26 protein-coding genes are annotated in these 24,791 nt (G+C 69.2%); 18 read left to right on the top strand and 8 right to left on the bottom strand.

The window, feature by feature from the left end; genetic code table 11:
- Positions 1–25 precede the first annotated feature (25 nt).
- From B7P34_RS06695 to B7P34_RS06665, 7 genes are all read left to right on the top strand, one after another.
- Positions 26–1,600, top strand: coding sequence for a phage tail domain-containing protein (locus B7P34_RS06695; RefSeq protein ID WP_106674868.1), 1,575 nt, complete (start codon positions 26–28; stop codon positions 1,598–1,600).
- A complete protein-coding gene (locus B7P34_RS06690; RefSeq protein ID WP_106674867.1) occupies positions 1,495–2,790 on the top strand; it encodes a siphovirus ReqiPepy6 Gp37-like family protein in 1,296 nt (431 codons plus the stop codon). The genes B7P34_RS06695 and B7P34_RS06690 overlap by 106 nt, the downstream gene beginning before the upstream one ends.
- Before the next feature lie 15 nt (positions 2,791–2,805).
- Positions 2,806–3,768 (top strand): hypothetical protein, encoded by a 963-nt coding sequence (locus B7P34_RS06685; RefSeq protein ID WP_106674866.1) that lies wholly within the window; start codon positions 2,806–2,808, stop codon positions 3,766–3,768.
- Between the two features lie 101 nt (positions 3,769–3,869).
- On the top strand, positions 3,870–4,718 hold the full coding sequence (locus B7P34_RS06680) for a peptidoglycan-binding protein (RefSeq protein WP_106674865.1): 849 nt from the start codon (positions 3,870–3,872) through the stop codon (positions 4,716–4,718).
- Positions 4,622–6,031: a DNA cytosine methyltransferase gene (locus B7P34_RS39665; protein ID WP_353620233.1), complete on the top strand. Its 1,410-nt coding sequence runs from the start codon at positions 4,622–4,624 to the stop codon at positions 6,029–6,031. The genes B7P34_RS06680 and B7P34_RS39665 overlap by 97 nt, the downstream gene beginning before the upstream one ends.
- Before the next feature lie 30 nt (positions 6,032–6,061).
- On the top strand, positions 6,062–6,310 hold the full coding sequence (locus B7P34_RS06670; protein WP_106674864.1) for a hypothetical protein: 249 nt from the start codon (positions 6,062–6,064) through the stop codon (positions 6,308–6,310).
- Positions 6,307–6,564 carry a hypothetical protein gene (locus tag B7P34_RS06665; protein ID WP_106674863.1) on the top strand — a complete coding sequence of 86 codons (258 nt, stop codon included), beginning with the start codon at positions 6,307–6,309 and terminating at the stop codon, positions 6,562–6,564. Before B7P34_RS06670 ends, B7P34_RS06665 begins: the two co-directional genes overlap by 4 nt.
- A gap of 74 nt (positions 6,565–6,638) precedes the next feature.
- On the opposite strand, the gene B7P34_RS06660 is transcribed toward B7P34_RS06665, so the two are convergent.
- Positions 6,639–7,994 (bottom strand): helix-turn-helix domain-containing protein, encoded by a 1,356-nt coding sequence (locus tag B7P34_RS06660; RefSeq protein WP_106674862.1) that lies wholly within the window; start codon positions 7,992–7,994, stop codon positions 6,639–6,641.
- A gap of 575 nt (positions 7,995–8,569) precedes the next feature.
- Between B7P34_RS06660 and B7P34_RS06655 the strand changes: the two genes are divergently transcribed.
- From B7P34_RS06655 to B7P34_RS37310, 5 genes are all read left to right on the top strand, one after another.
- Complete coding sequence (locus tag B7P34_RS06655; protein ID WP_106674861.1) at positions 8,570–8,815, top strand: hypothetical protein; 246 nt, start codon at positions 8,570–8,572, stop codon at positions 8,813–8,815.
- A gap of 457 nt (positions 8,816–9,272) precedes the next feature.
- On the top strand, positions 9,273–9,884 hold the full coding sequence (locus tag B7P34_RS06650; RefSeq protein ID WP_146166752.1) for a hypothetical protein: 612 nt from the start codon (positions 9,273–9,275) through the stop codon (positions 9,882–9,884).
- Positions 9,885–10,305: 421 nt separating this feature from the next.
- Entirely contained in the window at positions 10,306–11,280 is a 975-nt protein-coding gene (locus tag B7P34_RS06645; protein ID WP_223267572.1) for a radical SAM/SPASM domain-containing protein, read from the top strand.
- Between the two features lie 181 nt (positions 11,281–11,461).
- Complete coding sequence (locus B7P34_RS06640; protein ID WP_106674858.1) at positions 11,462–11,821, top strand: hypothetical protein; 360 nt, start codon at positions 11,462–11,464, stop codon at positions 11,819–11,821.
- 123 nt (positions 11,822–11,944) lie between these two features.
- On the top strand, positions 11,945–12,082 hold the full coding sequence (locus B7P34_RS37310; protein ID WP_189382535.1) for a hypothetical protein: 138 nt from the start codon (positions 11,945–11,947) through the stop codon (positions 12,080–12,082).
- Between the two features lie 1,257 nt (positions 12,083–13,339).
- Here B7P34_RS37310 and B7P34_RS06635 read toward each other — a convergent pair.
- Positions 13,340–14,215 (bottom strand): IS5 family transposase, encoded by an 876-nt coding sequence (locus tag B7P34_RS06635; protein ID WP_106674857.1) that lies wholly within the window; start codon positions 14,213–14,215, stop codon positions 13,340–13,342.
- A 10-nt stretch (positions 14,216–14,225) separates the two neighbouring features.
- Here B7P34_RS06635 and B7P34_RS37305 point away from each other — a divergent pair, with 10 nt between their 5' ends.
- Positions 14,226–14,603 (top strand): Pycsar system effector family protein, encoded by a 378-nt coding sequence (locus B7P34_RS37305; RefSeq protein ID WP_189382533.1) that lies wholly within the window; start codon positions 14,226–14,228, stop codon positions 14,601–14,603.
- A gap of 39 nt (positions 14,604–14,642) precedes the next feature.
- On the opposite strand, the gene B7P34_RS06625 is transcribed toward B7P34_RS37305, so the two are convergent.
- The gene (locus tag B7P34_RS06625) at positions 14,643–14,888 is read right to left on the bottom strand and encodes a GntR family transcriptional regulator (RefSeq protein ID WP_106674855.1); all 246 of its coding nucleotides are present in this window, start codon (positions 14,886–14,888) and stop codon (positions 14,643–14,645) included.
- Between the two features lie 179 nt (positions 14,889–15,067).
- Here B7P34_RS06625 and B7P34_RS06620 point away from each other — a divergent pair, with 179 nt between their 5' ends.
- Complete coding sequence (locus tag B7P34_RS06620) at positions 15,068–15,448, top strand: hypothetical protein (protein WP_106674854.1); 381 nt, start codon at positions 15,068–15,070, stop codon at positions 15,446–15,448.
- 552 nt (positions 15,449–16,000) lie between these two features.
- Here B7P34_RS06620 and B7P34_RS06610 read toward each other — a convergent pair.
- Positions 16,001–17,293, bottom strand: a complete 1,293-nt coding sequence (locus B7P34_RS06610) for a cystathionine gamma-lyase (RefSeq protein ID WP_223267571.1) — start codon at positions 17,291–17,293, stop codon at positions 16,001–16,003.
- A gap of 9 nt (positions 17,294–17,302) precedes the next feature.
- Positions 17,303–17,683 (bottom strand): phage holin family protein, encoded by a 381-nt coding sequence (locus B7P34_RS06605; RefSeq protein ID WP_106674853.1) that lies wholly within the window; start codon positions 17,681–17,683, stop codon positions 17,303–17,305.
- Positions 17,684–17,785: 102 nt separating this feature from the next.
- Here B7P34_RS06605 and B7P34_RS06600 point away from each other — a divergent pair, with 102 nt between their 5' ends.
- The 3 genes from B7P34_RS06600 (at position 17,786) to B7P34_RS06590 (ending at position 19,260) form a co-directional block, all read left to right on the top strand.
- On the top strand, positions 17,786–18,103 hold the full coding sequence (locus B7P34_RS06600; protein ID WP_106674852.1) for a cupin domain-containing protein: 318 nt from the start codon (positions 17,786–17,788) through the stop codon (positions 18,101–18,103).
- A gap of 149 nt (positions 18,104–18,252) precedes the next feature.
- Positions 18,253–18,471, top strand: a complete 219-nt coding sequence (locus B7P34_RS06595) for a DUF5326 family protein (protein ID WP_106674851.1) — start codon at positions 18,253–18,255, stop codon at positions 18,469–18,471.
- A gap of 372 nt (positions 18,472–18,843) precedes the next feature.
- A complete protein-coding gene (locus tag B7P34_RS06590; RefSeq protein WP_223267570.1) occupies positions 18,844–19,260 on the top strand; it encodes an SsgA family sporulation/cell division regulator in 417 nt (138 codons plus the stop codon).
- Here B7P34_RS06590 and B7P34_RS06585 read toward each other — a convergent pair.
- The 3 genes from B7P34_RS06585 to B7P34_RS06570 form a co-directional block, all read right to left on the bottom strand.
- Positions 19,257–20,864 (bottom strand): SPFH domain-containing protein, encoded by a 1,608-nt coding sequence (locus tag B7P34_RS06585; RefSeq protein ID WP_106674850.1) that lies wholly within the window; start codon positions 20,862–20,864, stop codon positions 19,257–19,259. The two genes, B7P34_RS06590 and B7P34_RS06585, sit on opposite strands and share 4 nt — an antisense overlap.
- Positions 20,865–21,100: 236 nt before the next feature.
- Entirely contained in the window at positions 21,101–21,280 is a 180-nt protein-coding gene (locus B7P34_RS06575) for a hypothetical protein (protein ID WP_223267569.1), read from the bottom strand.
- A 65-nt stretch (positions 21,281–21,345) separates the two neighbouring features.
- The gene (locus tag B7P34_RS06570) at positions 21,346–22,809 is read right to left on the bottom strand and encodes a YibE/F family protein (RefSeq protein ID WP_223267568.1); all 1,464 of its coding nucleotides are present in this window, start codon (positions 22,807–22,809) and stop codon (positions 21,346–21,348) included.
- 195 nt (positions 22,810–23,004) lie between these two features.
- On the opposite strand from B7P34_RS06570, the gene thiC reads away from it, so the two are divergent.
- Complete coding sequence (gene thiC / locus B7P34_RS06565; protein WP_106674847.1) at positions 23,005–24,765, top strand: phosphomethylpyrimidine synthase ThiC; 1,761 nt, start codon at positions 23,005–23,007, stop codon at positions 24,763–24,765.
- The last annotated feature ends 26 nt before the right edge of the window (positions 24,766–24,791 follow it).

Raw genomic sequence — 24,791 nt, 5'->3', positions numbered from 1 at the left:
CCCATGAAAGAAAGGGGGTTGGCGCGTGAGCTTACTGGCCACGCTGAACTCACCGTCCGCCGTCGTCTCCGCCGGCATCCTCCCCGAACCAGAGCACGCCGCAGCCGACGCCCCGCCCCGCGTCACGCTCACCACCGGCAGTGGCCAAGAGTTCCTTCTGACCGCGGACCTGTCCCACCAAGGGGCCTGCATCGCGATCCTCCCCGGCCCCACCGGCATGGACGCCCCGCCAGTACAGGCCACGGTCACGGAGTACGCGGGGATGGACGGCGGCCGTCTGGTCAAGACCCGCGCCGCCTCCCGCCGCATCCAACTCCCGCTGCTGCTGTGGGCGCCCACCCGCCCGGAACTCCTGGCGCTGAAGCGGCGCTTCGTCGCCGCCCTCGTCGCCGACCGGGGCCCGTGCGTGCTGCGGGTGGCGGAGGCCGACGGCACCGCCCGCAGCATCCGTGTCCACTACACCGCCGGCATGGAAGGCGACGAGGGCAGCGACGGCGTCGGCCTGACCTTCACCCGGTACGGGCTCCAGCTCACCGCCCCCGACCCCTATTGGTACGGCGACGAGCGAGCCGAGACCTTCCGCGTTTACGGCGCGCCCGGGTTCCTCTCCCACCCCGCCGGGTCCTGGACAGTGCTGCTGTCCGACACCATGAACAACCCCTCCGCCTGGACCTCCTCCGGCGCGGCCGGAACGGTCCTCACCGACCCCCGGGGCACGGACGGCCAGTACACCCGCCTTGCCGCCGGTGTCCGGACGGAGGCGACGACCGCGGTCCCCTACGACGGGACGAGCCTGTACCGGCTGACCGCCCGGGTCCGCCGCAGCAACAAGGCCGCCGCCGACGCGCAGACGTCCGTATCGGTCGGCCTGGCCGGCCTCACTGCCGCCGGTGCACCGGTGCATGGTGGGACTCGGTTCATCACCGCCGCCGGCCGCGCGCTCTTGGACGCCGACGGGTGGGTGGACGTCATCGGCTACGCCCGAGGGCGGGCGCTCGAGAACGCCTCCCCGGCCGACAGCAGCGTGGCCTACCCGGTGGAGTCCGGCCCCGGCACGATGCCCGTCGGCACGGCCACGGTGCGGCCGGTGATCCAATCCGACGCCACCCCGCTGGACGTCGACCACCTCACCCTCGCCCGCCTCGACCCCACCACCACCGGCGAACCGCACACCACCCCCTTCTTCCCCCTGCGGATCGCCCCGAGCGTGATCGGTGACGAGGGTCTGCCGGTCCAGGCCACCACCGACGTGGACGCGTGGCCGGTATGGCGGATCACCGGACCCCTCGGCCAGCAGGACGCCGGCCAGCCCGTCATCCCCCTCCGCCTGGCCAACCGCACCACCGGCCAGCAGCTCACCTTGTCCTACGGCATCCCCGCCGGACGGACGGTCCTGATCGACACCCGCCCCGGCATCAAGGCCGTCTACCTGGAGACCCCCGACGGCACCCGCGGCGAGAACCTGTGGCCCCACCTCACCGGTCCGGCCTCCCTGTGGCAGCTCGTCCCCGGGGAGAACGTCATCTCCCTCACCGCCACCGGCGCGTCGGAAGAGTCCGCGGTCACCCTGACCTATCAGCCACGACACCTCGGAGCCTGACCCTGCGGCGCTACCGCGTCGACGTCCGCGACGCGGCCCTCCGCCGTGTCGGACAGATCGACTCCTACACTTCCCTGGACGTCATCGTCCGCCACCTCGACGTCGGCGCCTGGACCCTCGTCCTACCCGCCGACCACCCCCATGCCGGGCTCTTTGCCAGCGGCCACGGGGTGATGATCTGGTCCGACGACGCCCCCGAACCCCTGTTCACCGGCCCCTTGACCAGCATCCGTGACGACTGGTCAGCCACCAGCGGCGGGACACTGACCTTCTCCGGCGTCTGCGACAACACCGCACTCGCGGCCCGCCTTGCCTTCCCCGACCCCGCCCGCGCCCCCGACACCGGCAATGGCCGCTACAGCGTCGACTACTGGACGGCCGCGGGCCCGGCCGGCGACATCATCAACCGCCTCGTTGCCGCCAACGCCGGACCGGCCGCCCTGCCCGGTCGGCGCGTCCTGGGCCTGGACCCCGGTCTGACCACCGGCCTCGGCGACGCCACGAAGGTCTCACTGCGCTTCGACACCCTCCTGTCCGCGACACAGACCCTCGCCACCACAGCCGGCCTGGCCGTGCGGATCACCCAGCCCGACCCCACCACGCCCCGCCTCGCCCTCCAGATCGGCACCACCCGCGACCTACGCGGAGCGGTCCGCTTCTCAACCGACCTGGGCAACCTCGGCTCGTACTCCTACCAGCTCACCGCGCCCCGCACGACGCGCGCCGTCGTCGCCGCTCAGGGGCAGGGCAAGGACAGGTTCTTCTGGCAATGGGCCGCCCCCGATGCCGAAGCCGAGTGGGCCCGGGTGGGGGAGACGTTCGTAGACCAGCGCGACACCGCCATTCCGGGGCGACTGGACGACTCCGACGAGCAGTTCCGGTCCCTGCGCACCTCGGCCACCAACGCCCTTCAGCAGGGTGGAGCGCAGGCCGAACTGTCCCTGGCGCCGGTCGACACCGAGCAGTGCCAGTACGGCCGCGACTACCGCACGGGTGACACGGTCACCGTCACCACCACCGCCGGCACAGACCTCGTCCACCCCGTCCGCGAGGTGCACCTGACGGACACCGCGGACGCCAGCTCCGTACAGGCCACCGTCGGCACCGAGGCCGCCACCCAAACCCCCGCCCTCTATACCCAGGTGCGGCGACTGTGGCAGGCCGTACACGCCCTCAACACCCGCTACTGATCAAGGAACCCGCGCTTGGCCGAGTACTACTTCCCCTTCGACAGCGGCGCCGGCACCACCGTCACGAGCGAACAGTGGTCGCAGATGACGTCCATGTGGCAGACCGACGGCATCCGCGCCCCGCGCACCAGCGATCCCGCCGACCCCCTCGCCACCACGGCCACCGGCCAGGACATGACCGTCAACATCGCACCTGGTCACGCCACAGTCCAGGGCTTCCACTACTACTCCGACGCCGAGCGCCACGTGGTGATCGCCGCCAACGTCGGCACCCAGCCGCGCATCGACCGAATCACCGTCCGCCTGTCCCGCACCGGCCAGCGCATCTCCATCGCCTACCTCCAGGGCACCCCGGCAGCCCAGCCCCAGCCCCCCGCACTCAGCCAGGGGCAGGACGGCGTCTTCGACGTCCCCCTGTGCCGGGTAGCCGTGGCCCCGCAGGCCGGCGCCATCGCCCCCCGGGACATCGTGGACGAGCGGGTGTACGCCCTGACACAGACGGTCTACGCCACCGCCGCCGCCCGCGCGGCGTCCCCGGAACGGGCCGTCCCCGGAAAGCTGGCCTACCTCCAGGCCGAAGACCGCATGGAGATCTACACCAACGGCACCTGGACGCCCTTGTCGCCCGGCCCCTGGCAGCCCCTGCCCCTCCCCGCCGACGTCGCCGCGCACGGCGGCAACCCGCGCTGGCGCCTGGTGAACGGCACGATCGAGTTGAGCGGCTCCGTAGAGCGCAAGGATGGCAAGGACTTCAACGTCGCTGACAGCTGGCTGCTGGCCGTCCTGCCGCCGGAGGCACGGCCGAAGTACATGCGTTCTTTCATCTGCGCCACCAGCTTCAACGCGGTCAAGAATTCCAGCATCCGCATCGACGTCACGTCCGGCACTGACCCCTACCCGGGCCAGCTACAAGCCCAGGTGCAGTCACCGGTGAAGTGGATCTATTTGGACAGCATCAGGTTCGCCATCGACGCCTGATCAGCACCCGGCCAGCGTGAGCTGCCCTCATCACCTACCTCCCCCCGCCCCGCGCCAGCATCCGGCCGGGGCCTTTTTATGTCCCAACAGGAGCCATTTGCATGTCCCTTGCACTTGATGTGATCAATACAGCCCGTGATGAGATCGGGTACCACGAAGGCCGCGAGGACGGTGACTGGAACAACATCCAGAAGTACGCGCCGGCCGTACCCGGCCTTGAGTGGGCCCAGGGTGAAGCTTGGTGCCACACGTTCGTGAGCTGGTGCTTCCAGGAGGCCGGTGCGGCAGACCTGGCCCCCGTCACGGCCTCGTGCTGGGAGGGCGTCCAGTGGTTCCAGGACCGCGACCGCTACACCGACTACCCCGTCATCGGCGGCATCGTCTACTTCGGCGCAGGCGGCGGCTCCCACACGGGCATTGTCGTCGCGTACACGGACGACGAAATCACCACCGTGGAAGGCAACACGAACTCGAACGGGTCCGCCGAGGGCGATGGTGTCTACCTGAAGACCCGCCTCCGCCGCAGCTCCTACATTCACGGCTACGGGATTCCCGACTACCCCGAGGGCGTCGTCCTGGCCGACCCGGATTGGCGAGGTCGGTCCGGCATCACGTTCTTCGGCCACGAGGCCAGTACGGATGACATCCCGGCCAGCGAGGACGGGGCCGAGCACGGGCGGGACCGCGGGGCCAATGGGTTCGAGCCGTTCCCCGGTGAGCAGTGGTTCCGCGACGCGCCCGACTCACCGATCATCACCGCCATGGGCCGACGCCTGGTCGAGGAGGGCTGCTCCGCCTACCGCGAGGGCCCCGGGCCGCAGTGGACGTCCTCCGACCGCGCAAGCTTCCGGAAGTGGCAGCGCAAGCTCGGCGACGCGCCGCACGAGTGCGACGGGTGGCCCGGCCCGCTCCAGTGGGCCGCGCTGAAGGTCCCGCGCACTACCGCGTGACCACCGGCGTTCTGACCCGGTCCCTTCCGGGCTCCCCGCACCGGAGCGGGGGTCCCGCGGATGGGACGGCTGACGGGCAGGCGCTGCGGATCGGCTCCCTGTGCTCCGGATACGGCGGCCTGGACATGGCCGTGCAGGCCGTATTCGGCGGCACGGTCACGTGGGTTGCAGACCCCGACCCTGGCCCCGCCCGCATCCTCGCTCACCACCACCCCGAAGTGCCCAACCTCGGCGACATCACGGCTACTGACTGGACCGGTGTCGAACCGGTCGACGTGATCGTGGGCGGCTACCCCTGCCAGCCTTTCAGCACCGCCGGCCAGCGGAAAGGAGTGAACGATCCCCGGCACATCTGGCCTCACATCGCCGCCGCCCTTGGCGTTCTACGACCCCGCCTCGGGGTGTTTGAAAACGTCGCAGCTCACATTGGCATGGGCTACGGCAACGTCCTCGCCGATCTTGCCCACATCGGGTTCGATGCGGAGTGGACTTGTCTACGTGCGTCCGCCGTGGGTGCCCCCCACCGGAGAAACCGCCTCTTCCTCCTCACCTGGCCGACCGACCCAGGCCACTCGCCACGGCCCGGCCGCAGGTCAGACCCTGCCGGGTTGGCTGCCCGTCGCCGGCGGCACGCTGACCGGTCCGGCTGCTCCGATCCGGCCGGGCGGACGTCAGCCGCGCTGTCCGACCGCTGCCGCCCTTCTCCTGCCCACCCCCTCAGCCTCCGAAGCGGCCGGGGCGGGACACCAGGGCCGGGCCGGGGGCATGAACCTGCGCACCGCCATCGACCTGCTCCCCACGCCCAGAGCGTCGCCGAACGAGGACCGGCAGACGCGCCGCACCCCGTCACAGGAAGCCGGGACACACGGCCGATCCCTGGCCGCGGAGGTCTGCACCGTGGCCGGTCCTGCCACACCGCCCCACGCGAGGAATCGCACCACCATCTCGTCGGGCACGCGGATCGGCAGGCGGCACGCGTCGCAGATGCGCCAGACCCCGCCTCCGTGCTCGCGCCGGAAGAAATCTGGGGACCATATGCCGGGGCCGTGGCCCGATGGGCCCCTGTCATCGGCCGTACCGCTCCCCGCCCAACCGACGCTATGGGACGCCTGAGCCCCTTGCTGGTGGAGTGGATGATGGGTCTTCCCCCAGGCCACGTCACTGCCGTTCCCGGACTGTCCCGAGCCGCCCAGCTCAAGGCCCTTGGCAACGGCGTTGTGCCACTTCAGGCCGCGACGGCCATCGAACACCTTGCCCAACGCGCCCTCACCCGCGGCGCACCCATCCCCGCGCTGATCGACATCGACACCTAACCCCTGCGCCCAGAGAAAGCCCCACGACGTATGACCGACGCCACCCGTCGCACCATCCGCACCACCGTTCAGACCGCGATCACCCTCGCCGCGCTCCTGCCCGTCATCGTGGACGCGTCCGGCATCCCCGCGACCCTCCCATGGGCGGCCGGCGCCCTCGCCGTCGCCGCCGGCCTTACCCGGATCATGGCCATCCCCGGGGTGCAGGCACTCCTGCCCCGATGGCTGCGCACCGAACCGGCCATCCCCTCAGCCTCCACGGACAAGGGGGCCGTGTGACCGACCCGACCCCCTCGGATGTCGCCCTGGAGCTAGAGAAGCTCCGCGGCGTCGTGGAGGTCGGATTCGCGCGCGCCGACGGTGCACTCGCCCTTTTGGTCCAGAGGGATGACCAGACTGACCAGCGCCTAACCGACCTCGACTCCCGCGTGGCTGCCGTCGAGCGCGGCCGGTGGCCCCTGCCGTCCCTCGCCGCCCTAGTCAGCATCGCCGCGGTGATCGTGTCCGTCTGGCAGGCGACCACCACCCACTGAATAGCGCCCCCCGCCCCGGTCACAGACCGGGGCGGGGGGCGCTATTTGCATTTCCTGCCTGTTCTCGCAGCGAGTTAGGCCGCGGCCAGGGATGCAATGTGGGCGCGAGCTTCCTTCACGCGAGGTTCGGAGCGGTGTCCGGCCAGGGCCTTGCTGACCTCCTGAAGGCGCTGCACGCCCCTCTGAGTGTGAATCCCTGTACTGAGTGCCTTGATGGCCCGTTCGGTTGCGTCGAGAGCTCCATCCAGATCACCGGCCCGCTGGTAGGCGAGGGCGAGCGTTCCACAACGAACGGCCTGGTCTCGTGGGGCAGCGTGCGTCACGGACTTTTCGAGTGCGTCTGTCGCTCGGCCGGCCTGGCCGGTGGCGAGCAGAAACCGTCCTTCCGTTGACCTGAGCTGCGATTCACCGAACCACCGCAGGTAGGCAGGACGGTCGTCGCTCGCCCGTTCCAGAGCGGAGAACGCCCTGTTGAGCGCTTGAGCAGCCCGCTTATGTTCACCAGCCTTGCAAAGAACGGTCGTTTCGTGAGCCGCCAGCGAGGATTGCATGGCCGGCGGGACGCGACCGCTGACGCTGCTCGCCGACTCCATGAGGCCCACTGCCGCTCGCTGCTCTTGGTGATTGGACGCCTGCGTCGCCATGAAGCACAGCGTGTGAGCGCCCAACATGTCGTCGTTGGCCGTCTTGGCGGCCCGCAGCGACGTCGTGTAGTTCTTCTGCGCCGCCGCTTGGAGACCTGCGTCGTAGCTCATCCACCCCAGCAGGCAGCACACCTCGGCGGCGAGGGTGTACAGCCTCTTGCCGATGTCGTCGGTGTAGCGGCTGTTGCTGATCATGCGTGTGAGCAGTTCCAGATCGGCGCGTGCCGAGTCGAGGAAGTCCACGCCGCCGGTGTCCTGCTCCATGGCCCGGATGGACTCGATACGCACGGCCATTCGATCTACCGTGCGGCTGGTGATCTGGTCGCCCTTCGTGGCTGCTGCCAAGGCGGGGTCAGCGGTTGCCCACTGCGTACCAATGCCGGCGAGCGCAGCGCCGCTGATCCCGATAAAACCCCTTCGGTCCACTGGTTCACTCCCTAGTGCCGTCAGAGCCTCCAGCGTAGACCTCTGGGTCCACGGGGCCGCAATGACTTGATCCTCCCAAGCGGGGAGCCACAGGGGCCAGGGCTTTTGTCCGAGGGCCTCCACGGAGACGCGCAGCCCAGAGGAGTGGAGGTAGTCGGCAATCACCAGTTGAGTGACCGCGTCGGGCGCATGGTCGCCTCGCTCCCACTTGTAGATGGTGGAGCGAGTGGTGCCCAAGTGATGACCGAGCCGTTCGCCATGGCGGCGAACGGCGGTGGCGAACTGCATCTTGCCCATGCCCAGTTGCTCCCGGACGAAGGCGAGGGGGTGCAATAGAACGGCTGACCTGGTGTCGATCACAGCAACTCCTCTGCTGATGATGAGACAACTTAACGTGACCAACTCACCTGTCCAGGGCGCCGGATGGGCCTTGAAACCCATGTGAAACCTTCCGGCCACTCGGCGGCTGGGGGATCGTCGGAGTGTCGGCCCAGGGGTCAGCCGGGCGCCGAGGATGCATCGTGCCGTCAGAGGAGATGCTGCGCGTCCAGTCCTGGGCCGACGCCTGCCAACGAATCTCCGCGCCAAAGGCCACGCTCGCGTGCAGCGCAATGGCGATGACGGATCGGCGGACCAAATGAGTCATCTCCGGGAAGGGGCGACATACCTCCTACAGGTACGTATGTGCTGCATAGGGGGCATGTTGTGACCAGGACCCAACCTGAGGTCGCGCCGGTACCCGACTGGGTGGCCGTCGGGAAGCTCGTTCTCGACACGACCGTGGATCGAGTCGGGGTGGTCCGTGGCATTGGTGGGCCCATCCGCCTGCGCGATGACCCACCGCCGTCCTTCGTGTGGCTCCTGCCTCCCCGTGGCGGTTATGAGTGGCGAGCGATGATTCGCGACCTCGAACCCCGCGGTGACAAGGCCACCCGGTGATCGGCGGCGGCCAGGAGGAGGCGGAGAGTCGGCTGCCCCCGCCGTTGGGCATGGAACTGCTCCGGGTCCAGCCCGCGATGATCAAGCTCCACGACTTTGTCGACATCGATGGAGCGTGGCATCCCGTGATCAACATGGTGGCAGCGCCGGGGGGCCGGGTGTTGATCTTCAAAAACCGTCCCCCGCAGATCGTTACGGGACTGATCACCATCTCACGAAAGATCAACTACTCAATTCTGTAAGCGGGTTACTCATGAACGAGTCGGGATCGCATAAGAGCGGTGGGGCGCCGTCCCGGAAGACGGGCGGGAGGCTTGAAGCCGTCGGCGTCAACGCTGCCGCGCGGCGAAGCAGCGCACGGGCCGCTTTGATCCGCGCTGCCCAGCGCGGGCCCGGTGGAGTCCTCCTGGTGCGTCATGCGCTCAAGGGAAACGTGGACAACCCCGAGTCCTCCCCGCCCGGTGATGTGGCCGAACTGCCCTGCTGCGAGGCGCTCGGCAAGCTCTTAAGCGCTAGGGACAAGGCCGCCGGCGAGGGTAGGAGGAAGGCTGTCGCGCTACTGGTCGGCGCCATTGACCGTCACAGTCACCGCCATGCGTCGGCGAATGGGGCGGCCTCGCCGCGTCAGCCGACGCACCCGGCCGACGCGGAGGCGCTGCCGGTACGCGCGCTGTCTCCGCGCGAAAGAGGGCCGCGGTGATGCGCGCCGTCATCGGGCACGTTCCCCACAAGATCACCGTCCACCCGGCGACCGTTACATACGGCGCGGCCTGCCTGGGCTGTACGTGGAGGATCAAGGGGAAAAGGTCGGCTGAGGTCGTGCACGACGCTTGCGTGGAGCATGGCCTCGCGTCCAGGAACGGGCACGTGCAGTTCTGCACCCGGGCCCAGGGGATTTCCTACGTACTCCGTCAGGCTCCGGGCACCCGCGAGTGGCCGAGGCCGCCGAAGATTCAGGTTCCCCTGGCCGACAGCGACCGGGACGGCCTCGGCACCACTTTCCGGGACCCCCTGGCGACGGATGCCGCCGTAGACGAACCCACCCACGAGATCGTCGTACATCAGCAGACCGTGATGTATGGCGCGGACTGCCTGAGCTGTACGTGGAAGGCCGAAAGAGAAGAGGCGCCCGAACGCGTGCAGGACGCCTGCATGGCGCACACCGGCCGGGACATGCACGAGCTGTTCCGCACGGTCACGGAGGGCCTCGCCTACGTGCTCCCGAAGGACAGAGACGCCCCTAAAAGAACGCCGGACACCCAGACCTCCCGCGGCCGCCGTCGCCGCGGTTCCTTACGGAAGAGGGCATGACATGCGGCAGCCCCTGACGACTCACCCCGTCCCCGTGGCGCACGGCAGCGGGCCGTCCAGTTCCGCGCCGGCCCGCGTCTGCGCCGAATGCTTCCGGCTGGCCGTGGCTCGGTTGGACGAGGCGCTTCGTTCCCATTTTCGTACCGCACACCCGGCACACCCGGTGAACGCCCGATGAGGCGCCACGCGGCACACCGGAGCACCTCGTGGACCAACGTGGCGGGGGTGATCGGGGGATTGGTCATGGCCAGCCTTGTCGTCGCCCTCTGCTGCACCGTCGTGTGGCTCTCCCTCCACGGCGCGGCCCACCGCACCTGAGCCGCCTGCCTCTCCACCGGATGACGGGCCTCACCCCCGATACCCCCCGGTGGGGAGGCAGGCCCCTATGCAGTTCGTGTGTCCGTTCCAGAGAGGAGCGCACGTGAGCGCGTTACCGCCCCTGTCCCCACTGTTCGCCTGGTTGGAGATCACAGAGTTCTGCAACCTGCGCTGCCGTCACTGCTATGCAAGTTCGTCACCGAAGGGCACCCACGGCGACATGGCCACGGCTGACTGGCTGCGCGTCATTGATCAACTGCGCCAACTGGGCGTCAGGCACACGCAGTTCATCGGCGGCGAACCGACGTTGCACCCCGACCTGCCGACCCTCATCCGCCACGCCCTGGCCGCCGGCCTGAAGGTCGAGGTCTTCAGCAACCTCACACACATCTCCGAGAACGTGTGGCAGGCCCTCCAGCTCCCGGGCGTACGCCTGGCCTTCAGCTACTACTCCGATGACCCGGAGGACCACGAAGACGTCACGGACACCGTCGGGTCTCATGCCCGCACACGGGCCACCATCGAAGAGGCCAAGGCGCGGGGCATTCCCCTTCGGGCGTCCGTGATCAAGGTCCTCGATGGGCAGAGGCACGATCAGGCCCGGGAGGAGCTGCTACAGGTCGGGTTCTACGACGTCAGGGTTGATCGCCTCCGGCAGTTCGGTCGAGGCGCAGATGGCCGTGCCCCGGACATCAAGAACCTGTGCGGCCAGTGCGGGGTGCGAAAGTTCGCTATCTCGCCATGGGGGGACGTCTGGCCGTGCGTGTTCTCCCGATGGATGCCGGTAGGCAACGTCCACCACAACTCCCTCACCGACATCTACCGCGGTGAGCAGATGCGTGCGGCGGTCGCCAGCCTGGCGGAGGTCTTCCCGGAGAAGCACTCCATGGGCAAAGACAAGAAGCCCGACGTCGTATGCACCCCGGACTGCCAGCCCAGTTTCAACACGTGCTCCCCTCAACTGGTGTGCGCGCCGGACGCCGAGTGCGGTCCGACCGGACAGAAGAAGAGCGTCGTTCTCTCCCCCCATCGCTCGGTTCGCTACTACGACCCGGGCGTCTCGAACACCGATTGCTAGGGCGCCACAGAGAGGTTGAGGGGCTGCCGGCCATGCGCCAGCAGCCCCTCAACGCTCTCCCATTCGATGGTCGCTCGTAAGAGGTGACACCGCCGGTATCCCCGTGATCAGCGACCCCACGGGAGTAGCGTGAGGCCGCCTGGGGCATCCCGGCACGCACGTGACGACGCACGGAGTTCATATGACCAGCTCACCCCACACGCTGTACGTGGCCCGGCGCGACTCCTACGCAGCCTTCCTGACCGCCATCGACGCGGAAGCCGACGTGGCATGGAACAAGGCGACAGGGCACTACCCCGACGCTGACACCCTGCGCGCGGTCCTGGACGAGGCGTTCGCCAAGACTCGCGAGATGTTCAACGTGATCGACGTCGAGGACACGGGCCCCCGCAAGGAAGCCATGGCCCTCGTCACCGAAGTCGCCAAGCTTCGAAAGGCGAAGGACGAGGAAGGCCAAGCCTGGGTCGAGTACAAGAAGGCGCGCGAGGACTACGTCGATGCCGCCCGTCAGTACCTGAGGGAGACCCTTCCGGGGAACTGACCTCTGCGTTGTGGCCCCGGCCAGTGGTCGGGGCCAAGCCGGACGGCGCCGAGCGACCACCCCCGAGAGCCCGAGCAGCGCGTGCTGCTCGGGCTCTTTTGCACGTCCAAGAGGAGAAGAACTATGAGCAGCACACCGCCCGCACCGCAAGGTGAGACCGGGCTCGACCAGGCCCTGAAGACCGTTGCCGAATCGCTCGGCAAGACTGACGTGAAGATCGCGTTGCTCTTCGGGGCGGACACCGCCTTAGGGCGTGTCTGATGGGTCGGAGTCATTCGGCTCGGGCAACTCCGGACTTTTGAGCGCGCTGGTTTCTTGAGGCACACGGCGTGCGTATGTCCTCGCGCGCCCTTGACTGGCTCTTGCGCATCCATGGACTGGCGTATCAACAGATGACCGGAAGGGCAGCTTCCCTGTGTGCAGAGCGGCCAACCGGCCGCCGCGTTCCAGGGAGGCCAGTCATCAACAGCATCCGTCGCGCCCTCGGCGCCTGTACGGCGGGCATCGTGCTCGCTCTCGCTGGTGTGGCCGTGGCCACACCAGCCCAAGCCGACGGCCCAGTCCAGACCATTGTCTGCGGGGCGATCGGCGACGTCAGCGACCAGCTCGTTCCCCCCGTGTGCGACAGCTGACCGGCCGAGGAGGTACAGCGTGTACACCGTGCTCCGCAGGGTGCTGACCGGGACGGTTGTGGCAGGGCTGGCGCTGGGCGCATCACCGGGTGCCACCGCGACGGCCAGTCCCTCGCAGCTGGCAGCGGCAAGATCGAAGGTCTTCCTGCCTTCGGACCGTGGACACATCTTCACGGTGCCGAACGGGGTCACCACCGTGACCATTGACGTGGTCGGGGGCGGAGCTGGGGGTGGAGCCGGGTCGGAGACGTCGTATGCCGGTGGGCAAGGCGGCGGAGCTGGGGCTATCGTCCGCTGCACAGTTCCTGTGCCGCCGAAGACACGGATGTACATCACGCCAGGCCGTGGCGGCGTCGGCGGCGGTTTCGCTCCCGGCAGTGCCCTTGCCCCAGGCGGTTTGGCCAGCTCTTCGGACGTGATTCCCACCAGTGGTGGAGGCCGAGGCAATCCTGCTGCCTTCTCAGTGGGTGCCGCTGCGGGCGGTCCTGGCCACTCCGGATACGAGCGCGAGGACGGTTATAACGGCAAGGGTGGCGCCACTGCCGCGTGCAACGTGAGGGGACAGAGAGTCGCTCCGGCTTCCTTCGCCGCCGGAGGTGACGGTCAAGAAGGCCGCGATGTGTATGGAGGTGCGGGGGGCCAGACCGGGGCCCTGCCTGCCGGATGCCCGAAGGGCAGTGGAGCCGGAGGGAAGGGGGGCCCCAGCGCGAAGAAAAGAGAGCAGGCGAAGGGTCACCGTGGGGGCAACGGCTGCATCGTGCTGAGGTGGTGACCCTCGCGCCGTAATCCCGGGTTCGAGTGCGGCCCGTCGGCGCGGCGAGCCGCACTCGAAACCGTTCGCTGAGGTCTGCGTGCCAAGGGGCGCTGCTTCTGCCGGCAAGTCAGCTCAAAGCCACAGGCGAAGGGCTGCGACGGTCACGGTGCCGTGAAAAACGTATGCCCTTTTGTCGAAGCGCGTGGCCACGGCCCGGTTGAGCTTCAACCGGTTGATCAGGCGTTCGACTTCGTTCCTACGGACGTAGCGTGCCGCATCGAAGGCAGTGGGCCTGCCACCGTTGCGGCCACGGCGCCTGCGGTGGGCCTGCTGGTCGCGGCGTTCGGGGATGGTGTGCTTGATCTGCCTACGTCGCAGATAGCGGCGGTTGTGGCGTGACGAGTAGGCTTTGTCGCCGCTCAGGTGGTCCGGTCTGGTGCGCGGATGACCACCGTTAGGGCGGGGCACGCGAATACGTTCCAGAACCGGGATCATCTGCGGGGCATCGCCCCACTGTCCAGGCGTGATCAGCATGGCCAACGGCCGCAGTCCGCCCTCACCTGCCAGGTGAATCTTTGTCGTCAGGCCACCGCGGGAACGACCGAGGGCCTCATCCGCACGGTGCTGCATGGGCCGGGCGCGCTTGCCGGGTTTCCACGGCGCCTTCCTGCGTGCGCCGGCTGCGTGCTGATGAGCACGGCACACGGTGGAGTCCACACTCACCATGGACCAGTCGATACGGCCTTTTGTATCGGCATCAGCCTGGACAACCCGGAAGATCCTCTCCCATGTCCCGTCCGCGGACCAGCGCCGGTGCCGGTCGTAGCAGGTCTGCCAGCTCCCGAACCTCCCTGGAAGGTCTCGCCATGGGATGCCAGTCCGTATACGGAACAAGATCCCGTTGATGACTTCCCGGTGGTCCTTCCACCGCCCGCCCCGACCGGCATTCTTCGGCAGGTGCGGCTCCAGCTGAGCCCATTCAGAGTCGGTCAGATCACCCCGCCCCACACGGTCTTGAATGATTGGCAGCCCGGCTCGTCACACACTCATCAGACACGCCCTAGCCGCGCTCGTCCGAGGGGCCCTCTCCAATGGCCCCATAGCCTCCCGTATCACGGCAGGCGTGGCCGCCGGGTGTCTGGCGCTGGGGATCGTGTTCATCACGCTCGCCGTCTTGCCCCGGCTTCAGGACAACGGCACCTCGTTCCTCCACTGGGCATCGCTCAGTCTGGAGGAGATCCAAGAGGCCGTCCGCGAGGACGTGCGTCCACAGCAGGTTGGAATCTTGGCTCGGTTGGCCAAGATCAAGTACCGGTTCCTTCAGGTCGCGTCTGTCGCCATCGGCTTGGCCGCAGTGCTCCTACTCGCGTCGGATGTCTTTGCCGCCGGCGGGTGACGGGTTCCGGGGCCGGAGCGGGCTCATCGAGAGGACGTCTCAGTCGCTGCGCTTCACGAAGGTGCCCTTCCCCCATTCGGTCTCGACAATCCCTTGTTCCCGAAGCTCGCGCAGAGCCCGGCGCGCAGTCATCCGCGCCACGCCAAAGCGTTCGGCCAGTTCCGGTTCGGACGGAAGCTTCGCACCCGGCTCGTACTTGCCCTCTTCGATCTCTGCGACGAGCGCATCAAGCACCCGCATGTAAGGGGCGCGCGGGCTATGGGGGTCACTTGGACGCTCAGGCATACGCAGAGCGTAGACAAACCGGCCATTGATCGGACACTTAGACAGGTGGACAGGGCGAAACAGTGGACAGGTTAGACAGGTCGGAATAGCGTCTCCCCGAAACGAAAAGCGCCCCGAAGGACCGTTGCGACCGGTCCGCCGGGGCTTAGCCGACCAGCTACATGGAGCTGAACCGACTCATGCGCGATCGTATCGCCCGCGCCCTCGAATGGGTGCTCCGCCTGCTACTGCCCACCCCCGGGAAACACCGGGCCGTCTACCGCAGCGCCCCCCACGTCACGCCTCCGACGGACCTCTCCAAGGACAACCCGTCCCCGAGCCGCCCCGTCATATGCGCTCCTCGGACCCCCATCCCCGTTCATGTGCTCGTCAGGACCATGCCCATCCCCCCGAGTACGCGCCCGCTCGTCCCCCTCTACATGCAGCACTGGCAAAAGGAACTGGAAAAGCGGGAGCGGCAGCGGCAACGATGCGTGGCCCTCGTGGCCGGCGCCATGGGCTACGACTACGAGTACACCTACGACGGAGCCCATGCGCACCCGGCGGTGGTGACCGCATGATGGCCTACGACGAATTGTTTCCCGAGGTCCCGGCGAACCGCCCTGCCCACTGCTGCAACTGCGGTAGAGAGACTGTGGCACCGGTGACCATCGCCTACGTCCAGGGCACAAGTGGACCCGGGTACGCCCGAGTTGCATGTCCCGACTGCGCCCCGAAGGTCGCGCCTATGGGCGCCACGGGCCCGCGCTGATCTGATCGCAGGGCAGGAACCCGCCCCGTCCGGCCGCCGTGCCGGGCGGGGCTCTGTCTTGTTCGCCCGCGATCCGGGGGCGCTGAGCCCGAGGGGCGCCGCCGTAACGGCTGTCGTCCTGGTCCGTCCGTCGGCGATCGACCGTCGCGCGTTGAGGCCAGATAGCAGGACGCCCCCCGGCTCGGACGTGCGGAGCGGGGGGCGAAGCGGGTCCTCCCCGTGGGGAGAATCTGGGGAGAACGGGGGAGCGTTTGGGGAGCGCGAGCCCCCAAAACGCAGCGACGCGGGAAACGCTCTGAAACGCGAAAGATGCAGGTCAGAGGGCCTTATAGTCGCATCCCCCCAGGTCAGTCAGGGGGAGCTAGGTTCTTGAGGGGGGAGACTCGAGCCGTCCTTGTGGGCGGGCCGCCTCGTCCAGCGCCGCCTTGTCCTGCACTGCTTCGTCCAGTGCCGCGAGCACGTCCGCGACGAGGTCCTCGGTGTCCTCGACGCCCACCGAGAAGCGGATGAACCCCTCCGGCACGGCGTCGCCGCCCCACCGCCCGCGCCGCTCGGCCGTCGACCGCACGCCGCCGAAGCTGGTCGCTTCGTCGACGAGTCGCAGGGCGGTCAGGAAGCGTTCGGCGTGCGCCCGGCCCGGCAGGACGAACGAGACCACGCATCCGAAGCGGCCGCCGCGCATCTGCCGCAGGGCGAGCGCGTGGGCGGGGTCGGTGGGCAGTCCGGGGTGGCGCAGGCCGGTCACTTCGGGCCGGTCGCGCAGGGCTTCGGCGAGTGCGAGCGCGGTGGCCGCCTGCCGGTCCACGCGCAGCTGCAGCGTCGCCAGGGAGCGATGGGCCAGCCAGGCCTCCATGGGGCCGGGGATCGCGCCGGCGACCTTGCGCCAGTCCCGTACGGCCGCGGTGAGCCGTGGGTCGCGTGCGGCCACGTACCCCAGGAGGAGATCCCCGTGGCCGGTGAGGGCCTTGGTGCCGCTGGCGACGGAGAAGTCGGCGCCCAGTTCGAGGGGGCGCTGGCCGAGCGGGGTGGGGAGGGTGTTGTCGACGGCGACGAGTGCGCCGTGGCGGTGGGCGGCGTCGGCGAGGCGGCGGATGTCGCACACGTCGAGGCCGGGGTTGGAGGGCGATTCGAGCCACAGCAGCCGTGCCCCGTCCAGCGCGGCGAGCTGTGCGTCCCCGGCGGTCGGGGCGGTGCGCACGGCGACGCCGAACGCCTCCAGGCGGTCGCGCAGCGCGGGCAGCAGCTGGTAGCCGTCCGAGGGCAGGACCGCCGTGTCACCGGGCCGCAGCTGGGAGAAGAGAACAGCGGAGATCGCGGCCATCCCGGAGGGGAAGGTGACCGCCTCCGCCGCCGGGCCGGGGCCGTCGGGGGTCTCCAGCGCGGCGATGGCGCTCTCCAGGGCGGCCCAGGTGGGGTTGGCCTCGCGGCCGTACGTGTACGGGCCGGAGACCTCGCCCGGGAGGTGGTAGTGGGCGGCGAAGGCCGGGCCGGGGAGCGCGGGCTCGTTCGCCCGCGGTTCCGGCAGGCCCGCTCGTACGGCCCGGGTGCCGTCGCCTGTCATCGGCTGCTCCTTCGTCCTCGTCGGCTGGTCGTTGCCGTCCGTCCGGTCGTTGCCGTCCGTCAGGTCGTACGGCTTCGGTTCGGCCCTTCGCACGGTGCCGGTTCAGTCCTTCTCGTCCGGCAGGATCACGTGCATCGCCCACGCCACCACCGAGATGATCACGCCGCCGACCAAGGCGTTCCAGAACCCGTCGACATGGAAGGCGAGCCCCAGCTCCTTGGTGATCCACGAGGTCAGCAGCAGCATCAACGCGTTGATCACCAGCGTGATGAGGCCGAGGGTGAGGATGAACAGCGGGAAGGACAGCAGCTTCACCACAGGCTTGACGATGAAGTTGACCACGCCGAAGACGAGCGCGACGAGGATCAGCGTGAGCACCTTGCGCGCGGTGTTCTCACCGGAGAGCGTGATGCCCTTGAGCAGCCAGATGGCGACCGCCAGGGCCGCCGCGTTGGCGATCGTCTTGACTACGAAATTCTTCATGGTGAGATCGTTGCAGACGCGCCCGCCCGGCGCGGATCAGCACGGTCGGCGGCCGGCGAGCGGGCCGGTCACGGACGAGGAGCGGCAAGAGGTGGACGGTAGATGAAGGCCTTCCGGCTGGATGAACTGGAGGGTGAGCGCCTCGCGAACGACGGCGCGTACCTCCAGTTCCTGCGCGAGCGGAACATGTCGGTCGGGCTGTACGCGCTCGACGCGGGGCAGATGGACCCGCAGACCCCGCACGCCCAGGACGAGGTGTACGTGGTGATGAGCGGCCGGGCGTCGATCACCGTGGGGGAGGAGACGACGCAGGTGGGGCGCGGGAGCGTGGTGTACGTGCCGGCCGGGGTGACTCACCGCTTCCACCACGTCAGCGAGCCGCTGAGGGTTCTGGTGGTCTTCTCTCCGCCTGAGAGCTGAGGGTTCGCCCCGGAAACCCGTAGGGGGACGCTCAGGGGTCGACGGGGGCTGCGGGGGCCCCGTCCGGCCCCCCGCCCGTCCTAGCATCGAAGCAAGGCCGGAGCAGCAGGGCTCCGGAACCACGAAGCGGAAAGCAGGGGACGAACGACATGGCCGAGAAGGGGATTTTCGCAGGACTGCCCTGGTGGGTGAAGTGGATCGCCGTGCCGGCGCTCGTCCTCGTGGTGTTCGGCAGCCTGATCATGACCGTGCTGGGCTTCGTCATCGCACTGGTCTTCAAGGCCCTGCTGCTGGTCGCGCTCATCGGCGGGCTGATCTTCATCGTCAAGAAGTTCACGTCGTCGTCCTCGTCGAAGAGCGACTGGTAGCCCTCGGCCGCCGAGCGCAGGCCGAGCGCAGGCCGAGCGCAAGCCGAGCGCAAGCCGAGAGGCCGACGCGGGCCCGCGGCCCCTCTGAGAGCTCGTCCTTCCGGTCGCCGCCCGGACCGGTGTTGACGGCTCTGGCAATTTCTCTGCCCTGAATCCCCCGGAACGACTCCGCCCCGTAGTCGAGTCGCTACGCTCCAGAGTCATAGAGCTCGTAAGCTCAGTCTCGGTCTCTATCGGTAGCTGAAGAATCACTCCTCGTGATCCGTGGATGCCGTCGAGCGATGGCGTCCGGGACGCGAGGAGCCAATCCCGGCCAAAACGACGAATACGGGGCATTGGGCGATGCGTGAAACGGTCCAGGCAGAAGTGATCATGACCTTCCTCGTCTCCGAGGAGCTGTCCTTCCGGATCCCGGTGGGACTGGACTACGACAGCAGTGATCCCTACGCGGTGAAGTTCACCTTCCACCTTCCCGGCGACGCGCCCGTGACCTGGGCGTTCGCGCGGGAGCTGCTGCTCGACGGGCTCAGTCAGCCGTCCGGCGAGGGCGACGTGCACATCGCCCCCGCCTCCGCCGAGCACCTCTCGGACGTCTTCATCCGGCTGCAAGTGGGCTCCGAAGGGGCCCTGTTCCGGGCCGGCGCGGCGCCCCTCGTGGCGTTCCTCGACCGGACCGACCGCATCGCCCCGCTCGGCGAGGAGCGGTCGGTCGCCGACTTCGACTACGACCTCGCCGCGGCGCTCGACAACATCCTCGCCGGCAACACCGAGGGGCAGAACGCCGGTTAGCGGCCCGGCATGCCTCCGCCGGCACCGCCCTCGTCCCGGACCGGCACCCGCTCGGCGCGCGGGGGTGCGCCCTTCGGCGTCGTCCCGGCCCCCAGCGCCCCTGAGCTGCCGTTTTCCGGGCCCCCGTGCCCGCCGGTCCGTCCGGCACCGGGGACACCGAGACCGTTCCCACCGGGCCCGCCCGATCCGTCCGCCGCGCCCGCCGCTCCGGCCGTGCCCATGGCCGTGAGCAGCTGCCGCGCCAGGCCCAGCCCCGTACCCCCCATCGTCAGCGCCTTCGCAAACATCTCGGACATCCCGTCCGCCCCGTTGAGCAACACCATGTGGTCAACGTTTCCGAAGGCTTCAGCCCCCGCACGTACGATCTCGGGCCACTTTTCGGCCAGTTGCTGCGCGACCACCGCCTCCTGGTTCTCCGCCAGGGCCGCCGCCCGTGCCTTGATCGCCTCCGCCTCCGCCAGACCCCGCGCCTTGGCGGCCTCGGCCGTCGCCAGACCCTTCGCCCGCGCGGCCGCCGCCTCGGCCTCACCCGTCGCCCGGGTCGCGTCCGCCGCCGCGGCACCGCGCGCCTTCGTGGCCTCGGCCTCGGCGCCGGCGGCCGCCTTCACGCGCGTCGCCTCGGCGGCCGCGGCAAGCTCCGTCTCCCGGGCCTTCGCCTGGGCGGCGGAGATACGGGCGTCGCGCTCCGCCTCCGCCAGGGTGCGCTTCTCGTAGGCCGCCGCGTCCGCGGGCTTGCGCACGTCCGCCTGGAGCTGCTGCTCCCGCCGGTGCGCCGCCAGCTCGGCCACCCTCGTCTCCTGGACCACGACCTCCTGCTGGGCCGCGGCGTCCGCCAGCGGACCCGCCTGCCGCGCCTTCGCCGCCGCGCTGTCCCGCTCGGCCTGATAGCCGGCCTGCAGGATCTCCGAGTCGCGCTGGGCCTGCGCCATCCGGGCCGCGGCCTGCTGCTCGGCCTCAGTGGCCAGCCGGTCGGCCTCGGCCTGGGCGATCCGGGCATCCCGCTGCACCGCCGCGGCGTGCGGCGCGGAAAGGTTCTTGATGTAGCCGGTGGGGTCCTGGATCTCATGGATCTGCAGCGAGTCGATGATCAGGCCGAGCTTCTCCATCTCGGTGCCCGAGGCGGCGCGGGTCTCGCCCGTCAGCCGCTCCCGGTCGCGGATCATGTCCTCCACCGTGAGACCGCCGACGATCGAGCGCAGATGGCCCGCGAAGACGTTGTGCACCCGCTCGCCCATGAACTTCTGCTGGTCCAGGAAGCGCCGGGCGGCGTTGGCGATCGACACGAAGTCGTCGCCCACCTTGAATATGACCACACCGTGGACCTTGAGGGGGATGCCCTGCTTGGTCACACAATCCACATGGAGATCGGCCTCGTTGAGGTCGAGCGACAGCTTCCGGACCACCTGGACCCCGGGCAGCACGAGGGTCCCCCGCCCCGTGACGATCCGGAACCCCATCCCCTCCTCCAGCCCCTCGGTGCGGTGCTTGGAACCGGAGATGACGAGCGCCTCATTGGGCTCGGCAACGCGCCACATCAATTTGAACAGCCCGACCACGATGGCCACAGCGACGAGGACGACCCCCGCCACGACGCCGATGAGCATGCGTCCAGCCCCCCTTATGGGCCCCGCGACGGGGCCCGAGCTCGAAAGTGTGCTCCAGCGCGAGCCGGCGGTGAAGACCCGGACGCGGCTTGGCACGGTCCTGATACGAGAGGTGTGCACGGGCGTGACACAGCAGGGTTATGAGGCCGGCGCAGCGCCCCTCTTGTCCCTTCTGCCCCGGCCGCCCCACCCGTAAGCAGGCGCCGGGCGCCCCTGTATCGCCCGTATCGCCGCCATCACCCGTAGGCGGAGGTCACATAGACCGTGCGCGGCGGCTGATACTCCATGATCACCACCACCGTTCCGCGTTCTATCCGCTCCCCCGGCTCCGCCGCGTAGGCCAGGAAGGCCTCGGCCCCGCCGCGAACCCGCACCATGACCTCCCCGACCAGCCCCGGCCCGACCGTGCCCGTCACCCTGCCCTGCTCCCCGACCACCTGCGGCTCCCCCCTGTGCGATCGCCCGGTCCGGCACCGCGCGGTCACTTGGCGCGCCGGCGCCTGCCCCCCTTCGACCTGCCGCGCCCGCCCGCCCGCGCGCCGGCACCCCGGCCGGTGCCCGGGCGCGTGCCCTTCCCCGTACTCGCATTGTGCCGGTCGGCACTGACAACGAGGGCTGCCAGCAAGGTCGTCACCGGCACCGAGGCCACCAACCCGATGCTGCCGACGAGGGTCCGCACGATCTCCTCGGCCACGATCTCGCTGGTCGCGACCGTTCCCACCCCGCTGTCGGCGATCGAGAACAGCAGCAGGAGCGGCAGCGAGGCACCCGCGTACGCCAGCACGAGCGTGTTCACGACCGACGCGATGTGGTCCCGGCCGATGCGCATGGCCGCTCCGTAGAGCTTGCGCCAACTCGCGCTCGGGTCGGCGTCCTTCAGCTCCCACACCGCGGAGGTCTGGGTCACCGTCACGTCGTCGAGCACGCCGAGCGAACCGATGATGATCCCCGCGAGCAGCAGGCCGCGGATCTCGATCTCCGGGTAGAGGCTGTGCACGAGCCCCGTCTGGTCGTCGGTGTTGCCCGTCAGGTGGGCCCAGCCGGTGAACAGCGAGCCGAGCAGGCCGATCAGCATCAGCGAGGTGAGCGTCCCGAGCACGGCCACGGACGTCCGGGCGGTCAGGCCGTGGCACATGTAGAGCGCGATCAGCATGATCGCGCTGCCGCCGATGACGGCGACCACCAGGGGATCGGAGCCCTGCAGGATGGCCGGGAGGATGAACAGCGTGAGCACCCCGAAGCTGATCACCAGCGCGATCAGCGCGAAGACCCCGCGCAGCCGGCCGACGACCACGACCGCCAGGGCGAACACCGCCGCGAGTATCGCCATCGGCAGTGTCCGGTCCACGTCGGTGACCGAGTACTGCAGGTTCTTCGGCGCCTTGGGGGCGTACGCGAGGACTACCTCCTGGCCGACCGTGTAGTGCCGGGAGGCGCTGGGCTGGACGAGCTCGGTGAAGGTCCGGCCCTTGTCGGGGCCCGAGGTGACCTCGATCTCCGACTTCTCGCAGGGGCCCTTCGCCTGCGGGGGCCCGCCCGGTCCCCCGGGCCCTCCCTGCGCCTCCGGCGGCGGCTGCTGCGGCTGGGCGCCCGCCTTCGCGCAGTCGAGCTCCTCGATCTTCACGACGCGGCCCGACTCCGTCTTCTGGTCGAGGCCGAGCCCGGAGTGCTCGTGCGGGGGCGCGCCGCCGGGCCACAGCACGACCAGCCCGGTGAGCACCGCGGCGGCGAAGGGGATGAGGATCGCGCCGATCACCTTGCGCAGGTGGGCGGAGCCGGGGGAGGCGGGGCCATGACCGTGGCTGTGGCCATGACTGTGGCCATGACTGTGGGCATGGCTGTGGCCGGGGGAGCGGCCGTGCTCCGCGGAGGGCGGATGCGGGTGAGCGGCCGGAGGGCCGGGCTCGTGGGGGTGGGCGGGGGAGTGCTGGTCCGTGGGGGTCACGCCCCGCATCATCGCAAGCCCCCCTGGCTCTCCGTACGGGAGAGGCGCTAGCGTGGTGTCACCTTTGCAATCGCGGGAGCTCGGAGCACCGGGCTGAGAGGGCGCTGACCTCCGTACGGAGATTCGTACGGAAGACCGCTGCGTCGACCGCCGAACCTGTTACCGGGTAATGCCGGCGTAGGGAGTTCTGGTCTCATGACCTCGCAGGATGCACGCACGTCCGAATCCGGCCGGGAGATCGGCTGGCACAAGGACTACGTGACCGGCTCGCGTCCGGACCTTCGGGTGCCGGTTCGGCGGGTCCACCTCACCAACGGGCAGGACGTACAGCTGTACGACACCTCCGGCCCGTACACCGACCCGGCGATCGAGACGGATGTCCGGCGCGGCCTCCAGCCGCTCCGGGAGAACTGGATCATCGGCCGTGGTGACACCGAGGAGTACGCCGGGCGCCCGATGCGCCCGGAGGACGACGGCATCAAGCACACGTCGCCGCGCGGGGGTCTGAAGAATCTCGACGCGGTCTTCCCGGGCCGTCCGCGCCAGCCCCGCCGGGGCCGCGGCGGACGGGCCGTCACCCAGCTCGCGTACGCCCGCCGCGGTGAGATCACCGAGGAGATGGAGTACGTGGCCCTCCGGGAGAACGTTTCTCCCGAGACCGTCCGCGAGGAGATCGCGGCCGGCCGGGCGGTCCTCCCGGCCAATGTGAACCACCCGGAGATCGAGCCGATGATCATCGGCAAGAAGTTCCTGGTGAAGGTGAACGCCAACATCGGCAACTCCGCCGTCACCTCCTCCATCGAGGAGGAGGTGGAGAAGATGACGTGGGCCACCCGCTGGGGCGCCGACACCGTCATGGACCTCTCCACCGGCCGCAACATCCACACCACGCGCGAGTGGGTGCTGCGCAACTCCCCCGTGCCGATCGGCACCGTGCCGCTCTACCAGGCCCTGGAGAAGGTGGACGGCAAGGCCGAGGAGCTCACCTGGGAGATCTACAAGGACACGGTCATCGAGCAGGCCGAACAGGGCGTCGACTACATGACCGTGCACGCGGGCGTCCTGCTGCGCTACGTCCCGCTCACGGCCCGCCGCAAGACCGGCATCGTCTCCCGCGGCGGTTCGATCATGGCCGCGTGGTGCCTGGCCCACCACAAGGAATCGTTCCTCTACGAGAACTTCGAGGAGCTCTGCGAGATCCTCGCGGCCTACGACGTGACGTACTCGCTCGGCGACGGCCTGCGCCCCGGCTCCATCGCGGACGCCAACGACGAGGCGCAGTTCGCCGAGCTGAAGACGCTCGGCGAGCTCAACACCATCGCCAAGCGGCACAACGTCCAGACGATGATCGAGGGCCCGGGCCACGTCCCGATGCACAAGATCAAGGAGAACATCGACCTCCAGCAGGAGATCTGCGAGGAGGCGCCGTTCTACACCCTCGGCCCGCTGACGACGGACGTCGCACCCGCGTACGACCACATCACCTCCGGCATCGGTGCCGCGATGATCGCGTGGTGGGGCACGGCGATGCTCTGCTACGTCACGCCCAAGGAGCACCTGGGCCTGCCGGACCGGGACGACGTCAAGACCGGTGTGATCACCTACAAGATCGCCGCGCATGCCGCGGACCTCGCCAAGGGGCACCCGGGGGCGCAGGAGTGGGACGACGCGCTGTCGGACGCCCGCTTCGAGTTCCGCTGGGAGGACCAGTTCAACCTGGCCCTCGACCCGGAGACGGCGCGGGCCTTCCACGACGAGACGCTGCCCGCCGAGCCGGCGAAGACCGCGCACTTCTGCTCGATGTGCGGGCCGAAGTTCTGCAGCATGAAGATCTCGCAGGACATCCGGCGCGAGCACGGCGGTGACCTGGCCGTCGACGCCGAGGCGGGCATGGCGGAGAAGTCGAAGGAGTTCGCGGCGGCGGGCAACCGCGTCTACCTGCCGATCGCGGACTGACCGCAGGCACCCGGAACCCCCGGACC

The organism is Streptosporangium nondiastaticum, assembly GCF_003011965.1.
Taxonomy (GTDB): Bacteria; Actinomycetota; Actinomycetes; order Streptomycetales; family Streptomycetaceae; genus Streptomyces; species Streptomyces nondiastaticus.
This window is presented reverse-complemented; position numbering and strand designations above follow the sequence as displayed.